This window comes from Mesorhizobium abyssinicae (assembly GCF_049887195.1).
Taxonomy (GTDB): Bacteria; Pseudomonadota; Alphaproteobacteria; order Rhizobiales; family Rhizobiaceae; genus Mesorhizobium; species Mesorhizobium abyssinicae.
The window spans coordinates 1-10,747 of sequence record NZ_JARAKC010000044.1; the positions used below are offsets into that span (position 1 = coordinate 1).

8 protein-coding genes are annotated in these 10,747 nt (G+C 59.4%); 4 read left to right on the forward strand and 4 right to left on the reverse strand.

Annotated elements, in window-relative coordinates; all coding sequences use genetic code 11:
* The first annotated feature begins 784 nt into the window (after window positions 1-784).
* From PU724_RS32760 to PU724_RS32770, 3 genes are all read left to right on the forward strand, one after another.
* On the forward strand, window positions 785-2,068 hold the full coding sequence (locus PU724_RS32760) for a M16 family metallopeptidase (protein ID WP_354425120.1): 1,284 nt from the start codon (window positions 785-787) through the stop codon (window positions 2,066-2,068).
* A gap of 23 nt (window positions 2,069-2,091) precedes the next feature.
* Window positions 2,092-3,450, forward strand: a complete 1,359-nt coding sequence (locus PU724_RS32765) for a M16 family metallopeptidase (protein ID WP_354425118.1) — start codon at window positions 2,092-2,094, stop codon at window positions 3,448-3,450.
* A gap of 583 nt (window positions 3,451-4,033) precedes the next feature.
* Entirely contained in the window at window positions 4,034-4,948 is a 915-nt protein-coding gene (locus PU724_RS32770) for an SMP-30/gluconolactonase/LRE family protein (protein WP_354425023.1), read from the forward strand.
* Between the two features lie 597 nt (window positions 4,949-5,545).
* Here the strand turns inward: PU724_RS32770 and PU724_RS32775 are convergent.
* The 4 genes from PU724_RS32775 to PU724_RS32790 form a co-directional block, all read right to left on the reverse strand.
* A complete protein-coding gene (locus PU724_RS32775) occupies window positions 5,546-6,205 on the reverse strand; it encodes a hypothetical protein (protein ID WP_354425021.1) in 660 nt (219 codons plus the stop codon).
* Between the two features lie 191 nt (window positions 6,206-6,396).
* Window positions 6,397-6,777, reverse strand: a complete 381-nt coding sequence (locus PU724_RS32780) for a sunset domain-containing protein (protein ID WP_354425019.1) — start codon at window positions 6,775-6,777, stop codon at window positions 6,397-6,399.
* Between the two features lie 341 nt (window positions 6,778-7,118).
* Window positions 7,119-7,877, reverse strand: a complete 759-nt coding sequence (locus PU724_RS32785) for a thermonuclease family protein (protein WP_354425016.1) — start codon at window positions 7,875-7,877, stop codon at window positions 7,119-7,121.
* Window positions 7,878-7,977: 100 nt separating this feature from the next.
* Window positions 7,978-8,478 (reverse strand): hypothetical protein, encoded by a 501-nt coding sequence (locus PU724_RS32790; protein WP_426213791.1) that lies wholly within the window; start codon window positions 8,476-8,478, stop codon window positions 7,978-7,980.
* 689 nt (window positions 8,479-9,167) lie between these two features.
* Between PU724_RS32790 and PU724_RS32795 the strand changes: the two genes are divergently transcribed.
* Entirely contained in the window at window positions 9,168-10,469 is a 1,302-nt protein-coding gene (locus PU724_RS32795; RefSeq protein ID WP_354425012.1) for a DUF2235 domain-containing protein, read from the forward strand.
* Window positions 10,470-10,747 lie beyond the last annotated feature (278 nt).

Below are 10,747 nucleotides of genomic sequence, written 5' to 3' on the forward strand. Positions count from 1 at the left end.
TCCAAAAGGAAAACGAAAAATGCCTACCTCAGAAAAAGACGATGTGGCGCGCCCGAGCCTCCTGAAATTGCAGTCTCACTGGCCACGAACGATACTTGCTGCCACCGCGTTGGCCATTGTAATGACCACTCCAGCTCCAGCCGTCACCCAAGACGCTGACAAGCACTACTCCGACCAAGGCTCATTGGTTGGTGAAGGCTGGATGTTGTATACTTGGGGCATTGTGCATTGGCGAACCAGAGGTCCTCGACCAGCTAGACGCCAAGGAGGATCTTTCGGTGACCGGCCGCAAGGGGTCTGGCCCGCTACCTGTAAGCACCACCAGAGCAGCTCCGGTTCGGAGGGGCAGTATCCGCTTGGTGGTACTCTCGCCTCAGATCTAGGTTGACACGCTGATTTAGCCCAACCTTTGCTGCGGAAAGGAGGGGGGACCGTGCCCGCTACCGCCGGCCAAATACATGAGCGAAACCGCACCAGCTATGCTGGCCCCGTTTCGGCAGCGTGAACAGCAATCCGTGCTGAACCATCGCTCCCTTGCAATCGCATCGGCCAAGGCTGGGGAGTGTATCCGACAATGTCCGACAATGGACAGGTCAGTTTGGGGGCGGATGCGTTGCTCTGAAGTCGTTTCTGCTTGGCACGGTCCATGCTTACCCGATCTATCGAACGCGTAGCGCACCAAGGAGCAATACAGATTATGGCCATGTTCGCCGCAAACCCCGCCGGCTGGGTTTCCAAGGCCCTGCTGGTAACCATCTTAGCCTTCACCGGGATTAGGTCCCCAATGGCCGGCGAACAGTCGCCATCCGACTTCCTGCTCCGCAATGGCATGGAAGTGGTCGTCATTCCTGATCATCGCGCGCCGGTCGTCACCCATATGATCTGGTACAAGGTCGGCAGTGCCGACGAGCCGCCCGGCAAATCCGGCATCGCGCATTTCTTCGAGCATCTGATGTTCAAGGCAACCGCCAATCACGCCGCCGGCGAGTTCGATCGCACGGTGTCCGAGATCGGCGGCTCCAAGAACGCCTTCACCTCCTACGATTACACCGCCTTCCACGAGACGGTGCCGCCCACGGCGCTCGAGCAGATGATGGGTTTTGAGGCCGACCGCATGCGCAACCTCATCCTCACCGACGACGTCATCAAGACCGAGCGCGACGTGATCCTGGAGGAGCGCTGCTCGCGCATCGACCGCAATCCGCAGGCGGTGCTGGACGAGGAGGTCGATGCCACGCTCTGGCAGAATCAGCCCTACCGCATTTCGGTGATCGGCTGGATGCAGGAGATGCAACAGCTCAACCGAGAGGACGCGAAGGCGTTTTACGACGTCTACTACCACCCAAACAACGCGGTTCTGGTGTTGGCGGGCGACGTCGATCCCGACGCGGTGAAGGCGATGGCCGAGAGGACCTTCGGCAAGATCGCGCGCGGGCCGGATCTGCCGCCGCGCATCCGCCCCGTTGAGCCCGAGCAGAACACCATGCGCACAGTGACGCTCACTGACGCGCGCGTGTCCGTGCCGAGCTTTTCCACGCAATGGGTGGTGCCGTCCTATCACACCGCCAAGCCCGGCGAGGCCGAGGCGCTCGATCTTCTGGCCGAGATCCTGGGCGGCGACAACCGCAGCCGCCTCCACCAGCAGCTGATGATCAAGCAGGGCATTGCCGCCGAGGCCGGCGCGTATTTCCAGGGCACCATGCTCGACGCCACCAACTTTGCCGTCTTTGGCTCACCGCGCGGCGACGCCAAGCTCAGCGACGTCGAGGCGGCCGTCGACGCCGAGATCGCCCGCATCGTCAAGGATGGCGTGACCGAGGACGAGTTGGAGCGCGCCAAGACCCGCTATGTCCGCTCGACGATCTTTGCCCGCGACAAGCAGAAAGACATGGCCAATATGTATGGCTCGACGCTCGCCACCGGCGGCAGTGTGAAGGACGTCCAGGAATGGCCCGAGCGTATCCGCAAGGTCACCGCCGACCAGGTGAAGCAAGTGGCCGCCCGCTACTTAGTGCTCGACCACTCGACCACCGGCTATCTCTTGCCGCAGCAACAGGCGGGGAATTGATGATGAGCCTGGTCCTTAAACGGATGAGCGGCGTTCCTTCCCCCACGAGGGGAGTAGGATCGGTGGCGCGCGCCATCGCCACTTTGTGCTTTGCCCTGTTCTTTCTGTCGCTGCCGGCGCTTGACGCCCGCGCCGAGATGAACATCCAGGAGGTGAAGTCGAAGAAGGGCATCACCGCCTGGCTGGTGGAGGATCATTCGATCCCGCTGATTTCCGTTCGCTTCGTCTTCGACGGCGGCAGCGCGCAGGACCCGGCCGGCAAGGAGGGTCTGATCAATCTTATGACCGGCCTGTTCGACGAAGGCGCCGGCGACCTCGACAGCGACGCCTTCCAGCAGAAGCTCGACGATGCCGGCGCCGAGATGAGTTTTCAGGCCGCGCGCGACGGCACCTACGGCTCTATGCGCATGCTGTCGGAAGAGAAGAATGAGGCCTTCGGGTTGCTGAAGCTGGCGGTCAACAGCCCTCGCTTCGACCAGGCGCCGATCGACCGCATCCGCAGCCAGATCCTCTCCGGCATCCTTGCCAACGAGCGCGATCCCAACACGGTGGCGCGGCAGCGCTGGCTGCGCGCCATCTATGGCGAGCATCCCTATGCGCGGCCGGACGAGGGCACCAAGGAGAGCCTGGCTGCTATCACCGCCGACGACATCAGGGCCTTCCACAAGGCCGGTTTCGCCCGCAGCGGCCTGCACGTGGCAGTGGTCGGCGACATCGACGCCGCAACGCTAAGCGCCAAGCTAGACGACGTGTTCGGCGACTTGCCGGAAAAGCAGGCGCTGGCTCCGGTGGCCGACGTCACGCCCAAGCTCGGCCAGCAGCTGGAGGTGAATTACGACCTGCCGCAGACCTCGCTGCGCCTGGCCTGGCCGGGTGTGAAGCGCAGCGATCCGGATTTCTTCGCCGCCGTGCTGATGAACGAGATCCTCGGCGGCTCGACCTTCACCTCGCGGCTCTTTGCCGAGGTGCGCGAGAAGCGGGGCCTTGCCTATGGCGTAAGCTCCGACCTCGTCGACAACGAGCATTCGCACACGCTGCTGATCACCACCGCGACACGCTCCGACCGCGCCGCCGAGACGCTTTCGATCGTGCGCCAGGTGGTGAAGGACATGGCCGAAAACGGGCCGACCGAGGAAGAGCTCGCGGCGACCAAGAAATACATGATCGGCTCATTTGCGACTAAGTCCCTCAAGTCTTCGGATTCGATTGCGGCGACACTGGTCAGGCTGCAGCGCGAAAATTTGGCCATGGACTATATCAAAAACCGCGCCGCGCTGATCGACGCAGTATCTCTGGAGGATGTCAGGACGGAGGCTAGGAAGCTTCTGTCGGCCGATCCGACCGTCATGATCGTCGGGCCGCCGCTCCATATTAAAGGATGAGCGGCAGCTTCCTTGCTGGTTAGCAAGGCAGCCTATCGCTTCAGGTTGCATCGCCTATCTCCTCGCGCTAATGCCGCCCGTCTTTCTGTCTATTCTAGAGCGGGTCGCGTTTTAGTTGAATCAGGATTCCCAGGATTGAGCAAATCAGATTGAACTAAAACCCAATGGGCTCTATGGAGTATCCAAGGTTTCGGCGAGGCGCTTGGGCGTCTGTACGCCGATAATCATGGTCTAAGTGTGATCAGTCAGCGGATCGGTGTATGCCGTACTTCACCGCCGCCTCGCCGTTCTCTTTGGTCTGGATTAGCGAACAAGATTTCGTCGATTTGACCGAGCGTTGTATCGAGGCCGAAGACGTGCACTTCCACGTCGTATACGGCGTCTCGAATAACACGCGCAAGCAGTGGGACGATGCAGGCGCCCGCGCGATCGGCTTCTTCCCGAAGGACGACGCTTCGTGCCGCAAATGCAGGGACATCTGGATGAACCAGCGTTTGAGGCTCGCTTTCAAGGCGGTAGTTTTTGTGCCGATGGGTTCAATGGGGATCCCACCCGCCTCGATTGATCAGCAGGAGTCACTCTCATGTTTGCACAACCGCCGCAGATCGAAGCAAAGGTGTTCGCCCGCGTGCCAGATGCGCTCCGGATTAGTGGGCGCGCCTCCCAATGGGCGCAGACACATCGGTCGGGCGCGGCTACGGACTGCTTCCTCGAAGGTCCCTCCTTCGATCGCGGCGGCAATCTCTACATGGTCGACGTAGCGTGGGGACGGATATTGAGGATGTCACCGACGGGTGATTTCAGCGTCATCACAGAATATGACGGGTCGCCGAACGGGCTCAAGTTCCATGCGGACGGGCGGATTTTCGTTGCCGATTTCACCCGGGGATTGCTTGACCTTGAGCCTGGGACCGGGAAGGTGACCACCGTTGTCGATGGCTATGAGGGCAAGCCGTTTCACGGTTTGAACGACCTCCACTTCTCATGCAATGGAGATCTCTATTTTACCGACCAGGGCTTAAGCGGGCTGCACGACCCCTTCGGGCGCCTGTTCCGGCTGCGCGCGGATGGGCGACTGAATGTCGTATTGGACCGGGTGCCGAGCCCCAACGGCCTCGTCCTCGACCGCAGCGAGACCACCATCTTCCTTAACGTGACTCGCGACAACGCTGTCTGGCGCGTGCCGATGCGTTCTGACGGCACTGCCTACAAGGTCGGTGCCTTTGTCCGGCTGACTGGAGGCGTTGGGCCGGACGGTCTGGCGATGGATGCCGAAGGCTCTCTGGCTATCGCCCATATAGGGCTCGGTTGCATATGGTTGTTCAATACGCTCGGTGAGCCGCTACTGCGCATCAACTCGCCAAGCGGACGGATGACCACCAACGTTGCCTTCGGCGGTGAAGGCAACAGGACTCTTTTCATTACCGAATCCGAGACCGGGAGCATTCTAACAGCGGAACTAGACTTCCCCGGCCAACCAATGTTCTCTCAATCATAGGCAAGGCCAATATCATGGGCCTGGGAATTGCACGGAAGACGGCATTTGTACTCGGTGCAGGCGGCGGGCTAGGGGGCGCCATCTCGCGGGCGCTGGCACGTGAAGGTGCGCGAGTCGCGTGCGGTGACATCGGTCGCGAAAAGCCCACGCAACTGCCGAGGCGATCTGCGCGAATGGCGGGGAAGCGACAGCGGTCGTGTGGGACCTCGCCAGCCGAGACTCCGTACCGCGCTTGAAGATTGACGGGTCCTTTGGCCCTGCGTCGCAGAGCACCTGATAGGTGTTTTCCATCTCAGGGCTAGAGGTGCTTGGCCAAGTCGTAGGCGATCACGGAGACCAGGACGTCGGCCTTGAGGCTTTCCAGACCGGGTGGCCTCCTTGATTGTTCGGTTCATCCGCTTGCCTAACTCTGGGTGCGGCTCAGTTCGCTCTGGACAGGCCCCGGGGGTGTGCTCGCCCGAGGTGGGAGGAAGCGAACCGAGCCACAGGTCGGCGATATCGCGGCCGGGCAGACGATGGCAAGCGTAGAACGGTTTCATTTGTAATGTCATTCGAAGCGCGGCGATTGCGACAGCGCTTTCATAATATTAGATTGCACTAATCGTTGCGTAGCCACTTGACGGCGAGCAGCACAGTGGCAATTGCGACCGCCAATAGGGCATGAGCCAACACTTCTATCGCCTTGTGGGGCCAAGGGGAGGGTGCTTGCGATGCTGCGGTCAACAATTGCAAGCGCCTCGCCCACGGCAGTCGCTCCTCAGCGCGTCGCGCTGCTCTCCGGGCGCGCTTCATATTCAGCCGTTGCTGAGCATACTTCTGCCTTGTCTGTTCTGATGACAAAGGCTGGTTGGCCTGCAACCAAGCTTTGAATTTTCCAGCATGAACCCGGACTCTGGTCGTTAACAAGCCCTGGCGACGGCGCTCAGCTTCAGATGCTTTGGAATTCTCCCACCACTCCTTCCAGGTTGCAGGCGGATTGCCGGTTGCCGAAAGCCCCAGGATGAGCGGGTAGTCACGAGGAGTGTAAACTGGGGCGGCCGGATATTCGGCCGCCGCTTCTATCTCTTGGCGGTGCTCTTCGTCGTAAGCGGCTCCCCGAGCGGCACGGGTATCAAGCAACTCCTGAGCGTAGCGCTGTCTGGAAGGATATGAAGCCACCTGCGGATTGGCGTCGAGCCATGCTTGGAAGAGGTCGGGCCTGACCGCGCACGTTTTTGTGGCGATAATCGCCCGCCGGTGCGCGCTGCTTCTGTGCAAGTTCAGGCTGCATGCGCCACGCTTCCCAAGTCGGTGGCATGTCGTCGGCTCAGGGAAGCTGACGGATGAGCGGATAATCCTCTGGCGTGTAGACCGGAGTTGCTACGCGGGGCAGCCAAGGCGCGCTGACGCCTTTTACGGCGATCGGCTTGGTTCTCGCTTGTGTCATCCTCCGTGGCGACCTGGTGTTCCTAACGGCGCGCTCTTCGCCAGCCGGCAGCTCGGGCCTCGGCTTCGCTGCAGAACCACCGCTCGCCATATTGAGGGCTGATCTTGGTCTCCCAATAATGCTCCTGGCCGGGGACATGATAGATGCGCTCGCCGGTGTCGATCGAGATGTTTCCCTTGATGTTGCAGCTTCCGGCATTTCCGCCCGCCACGCCGTTGAGCAGGCCAGAAGGGATAAGACCGGCGACGGTGTCAAGGCTGGTTGGGCTGACCGAGAAAAAGGCAGCCAGCGGCACCATCACCAGCGGAAATAGATATCGCCATCGCCACCAACTGCGCCGCTTTTTCCGAAGGCGTTTGCGCCAGCGGTCAGCTTGATCAGCCCCTATATTGAGCTTGTCCACCCGCACCGCCTTTTAGAATGGCCGCCAGCAGCGCAGGCCTAGCGCCTCTGCGAGAGAGCATTGAAGGACCTTTGTTTCGAGGCTGCCTGCATTCTTCACCTCGACCATATAGTCCGCCTCGCTGCATCGGACGGTCCAATAGCCGGCGTCTTCCGATTCTCCCATGAAGATCATCTTGGTCGCGCCTGTGCAGCTATACGCGTTCGATATGATCGATTGAAACGCGGTTAGTCGATTTGGCTCGGGGATGCTTGCAACAATGTCAGACGCTCGACCGGCGAACGCAATCCCTGGCAGAAGCGAAAATACCGCCGCAAGAACGGCTTTGAGCGCTCTGCCGGTCAGCATTGGCTCTCGCATGGAAGCCCGTCATTGTCCCGATCGAGCTTGCTGCCCCAAGAGCAGTTGGCAAGGTACCAGTTTGCCTCGGCGCAGGAACTGATCTGAGGACAGGTCCGCCGGGGCTGACAGGAGTAGCCCAATGGTGACTCCGCCTGCGTGTTCAGAATGGCGAATCGCTGCTTTGCGGTTGATTGCTCGGCCTGCTTTGTGCGCCAGGTCCATGGCTCGTCGAAAAAGCCCTTCCATAGCCCGAGCTTGGCTGCTTTCGCCGCTGCCTGCTGGTGGGCATAGGCGCCATAGCTGTATTTAGGCCAGTCGAGCGCGAAATCGTTCTTGACTAACCAATCAGCGACGTCGGTGCCATCCGCTCGGGCACAGTTCCCGATGAACCGGCCGTATTGATCCCAAGTCACAAACTCACACTTTGTGGGTTTCGATTTGACCAAGAACTTCTGCAGGCTTGATGTGATCTGCCATCCGCACGAGTAGTTGAAATGCTTCGCGTCTTCACACTGCTGAGCATATTCCGGAGCGTCTATGCCGTTGAGACGGACGCGCGTGCCCTCAATCTCGATCGTATCACCGTCTATCGCGTTAGCGGAGCCTGCAAGCGTCGCGATCTTGGGTGCCGCCTGCGGTTCGGGTTTGACGATTGAAGGCTGCGATGAAGGATGCGCGCTAGGTGTTGGGGTACTCTTTGGGGTTGATTTGACCAGTGGACGTCCATCCGCGACCGCGGTCTGGTCGCTTGGACTCATTGGCCTCTGCCGATCGGAAGGCCAATGCCACGCCGCCAGGCCCAACAAAGCGAGCCACGCCAATCCCCTGACCTGCCTTGCGACCACGACGACGCAGCCTCTAAGACGCTGCCGGATCGATGCCGACCGCCCTCAGGCGAGTGCCGAGCTGCGCCCGTGTGGCACAAGCGGCCTTGTCCCCGGCGACGCACTTCTTGTTGGCGTCTGACCAGTCCAGCAGAGCCGTATTGATCCAACTGCCGGGTGCGCGCGCAATCCCATAGGGTGTTGGCGTGAGCCCAGCAGCAACGGCCGCTGCAGCTGCAGGTGCTTGGCCATGCGGCGCTCGTTTCCAGCCGTTGATGACGAGACAGTTCTTCATGAACTGATCTTCAGCCATCGCGTTGCCAAGCGCGTTGCCTATGCCCGCGCCAGCGACAAAAGCCGGCGACCCAATCGCAATATAGCCTTGGTCGGCTGATCGCTTCTGCAATTCGCATTGAGCATGGGCCACGTCGAAACTCGGCCCAAACCCTATCTGAACGTAGTCTGCTTGATTACTAGTCTGACAGCCACACAGGGCGACACTGCCACAAAGTGCCAAAAACGCCTTTACTCTCATCCCCCAGCCCTCCCACGGCTTAGGGTTAAGCATCCCTTAAAGGGAATATTTGTGCAAGAGTGAAGTGCTATTCTGAGTAAACGCGACTGGGACTGCGCAGCGAGCGGGTGAGGGGTTACCGCCTTTAAAGCTAAGTGATTGTTGTTATTATAGGCTGTTACCGATCGCTCGCACTCAGCAGCAGTGATCTAGGCAAACAAAGGCCGGCCGTGATTTGTGGTTTCTACGGTGCCAGAAGCTCTCCACCGGCAGTTCTGTTTCTTCGACGCGTCCTGGACGTGGTGGATCCCTTTGGTCAGCCAGACCCACCAGCAGAGGAACGAGCCTCGCGCTGTCAATGATCGCGGTACGGCAGACTGAAAGTCTGAACGCATCAGAAGCGAGCTCTCGATAAAAGCGCAGCGGGGTAGTGAGCGAACGGGCAGCGAGACCGCACGTTCGATCCAGTGCGATATCATCGTGACATGACCCAAAGGGCACCTGCGTCGAAACCCAGCTTGAAGTCGGCGCACCTCATTTGAATTCGCTAATCTGGATAGCCCGCTAGACACGCAAGAAGAATCCCGTCCAGAAGACGCGATATCAAGTTAGGTGCTGTAACGTGCAACGAATCAGTGCAGGCTCTATTCTCTGACCAAGTCGACGATCGTGTTGCGAGTCGGCCAACGCAATTTCAACGGGGGGCCGCCATGAAGATTCTGCGATTGATCGAGCGAATCGCGCATTGGTTTGCGCTCTTATTAGGAATCGTGGCGCTCGTCGCGGTCGGAGTAATTATTACGCGTCCTTCGGAAAAAAGTGGTAACCAGCCGAACTTTGCAGGGGCCGAGCAGCAGCAAAAACGCCTCGTTGTCTTTCTTGACGGCACATGGAACCGCGTCGACAGCAATACGAACGTCTGGCGGATGCGGGCGCTGTGCGCCGCTAAAAGCAAAGATGGCAGACCTCAACTCGTCTACTATGAGGTCGGGGTCAACGGTTTCTTGGGGGGCGTTTTCGGCCAGGGGCTCGATGAGAACATCCGCCTGGCTTACGAGTGGCTTATCGAAAACTACAACGAAGGCGATGAAATCTTCATTTTCGGTTTCAGCCGGGGCGCTTTTACGGCTAGAAGCCTGGCTGGCCTGATCGCGATGGATGGCATTCTAAAAGCAGGCTCTCCCATCGGCGTAGCCGAGCTCTTTGATCGCTACAAAAAGGCAAACGAAGAGACCATCTGGAAGTTGAAGGAAAAGGTCGCTTCCGGAGACATCAGCAAGCTGACTGAGCAAGATAAGTGGCTGATCAAATACTCCCATCCCGCGGAGGTGAAGGTGGTCGGCGTATGGGATACTGTCGGGTCCGTCGGCCTTGCGGGTGGAAATATTCCTGGCTTTAGCCGTTCCACATTCAATTATCTACAGACAGGATTACGCATCCATATCCTGAACGGCTATCACGCCCTAGCCATTGATGAGCACCGGAACGACTTCGCTCCCACGCTCTGGGATGTTCGCCACCCGAAAGATCAGAATGCGGTCATCGCACAGGCGCGCCCGCTCTCCGCCGTTGAGCAGCGCTGGTTTGTTGGTGCCCATGCCAATGTTGGGGGTGGCTATCAGACCGATCTTCTTGCGCAAGCTCCGCTACGCTGGATGATGAAGAAGGCGGAATCGCAGGGACTTTCGTTCCGATCAGAGGTCGATCTGGATGGAGATGCTCTGATAGCGCCGATTGCCGACTCCTATAAGTCGTTTGGCTCAGGATTGTACGCCATAGTTTCTCCGCCCCTTTATCGCACCATTGGCCGCGACCCGGATGTTCGGGAAGACGGAAGCCACATCAACGTCAACGAGACGATCGACGCTAGCGTGTTCGAGCGGTGGCGAGCTGATCTCACATACCGCCCGGCCAATCTTGTCGAATGGGCACAGCGCACGAAGGTGGATCCCGGCCAGTTGCGAACTTCCGTGCGGGCTGACGATCCCCGGGTAGATGTGCCTGACCAATAACGCGCGCGGGATGGAGCTACGTCTGCTTCCGGCGCGTACCTGATATTCGGTGCATCTGTTTTTGAGGCAATTATACAGTGCAGGTCGAAATTTCCGCCTGACTCCAACCCTCTTACGGGTCGTGGTCGGGTCCTTGGACGGCCGTAACAGTCAGATGGGGTGATTGGGGTCTTTGCCGAGCCCGGATAAGGGCGGCTGCTCCTGTCGAGATGTGAGAACGTGGTCGATGTTGATTCGCCACAAGCATCGGGAAGGAGCAGCCATGAAGTATTTTGCCG

Excerpts from the sequence above, each read along its gene's own strand:
- PU724_RS32760 (WP_354425120.1), top strand. The coding sequence starts at position 785 with ATGGCCGGCGAACAGTCGCCATCCGACTTCCTGCTCCGCAATGGCATG.
- PU724_RS32785 (WP_354425016.1), bottom strand. The coding sequence starts at position 7,877 with ATGAGTCCAAGCGACCAGACCGCGGTCGCGGATGGACGTCCACTGGTC.
- PU724_RS32770 (WP_354425023.1), top strand. The coding sequence starts at position 4,034 with ATGTTTGCACAACCGCCGCAGATCGAAGCAAAGGTGTTCGCCCGCGTG.
- PU724_RS32790 (WP_426213791.1), bottom strand. The coding sequence starts at position 8,478 with ATGAGAGTAAAGGCGTTTTTGGCACTTTGTGGCAGTGTCGCCCTGTGT.
- PU724_RS32795 (WP_354425012.1), top strand. The coding sequence starts at position 9,168 with ATGAAGATTCTGCGATTGATCGAGCGAATCGCGCATTGGTTTGCGCTC.
- PU724_RS32765 (WP_354425118.1), top strand. The coding sequence starts at position 2,092 with ATGAGCGGCGTTCCTTCCCCCACGAGGGGAGTAGGATCGGTGGCGCGC.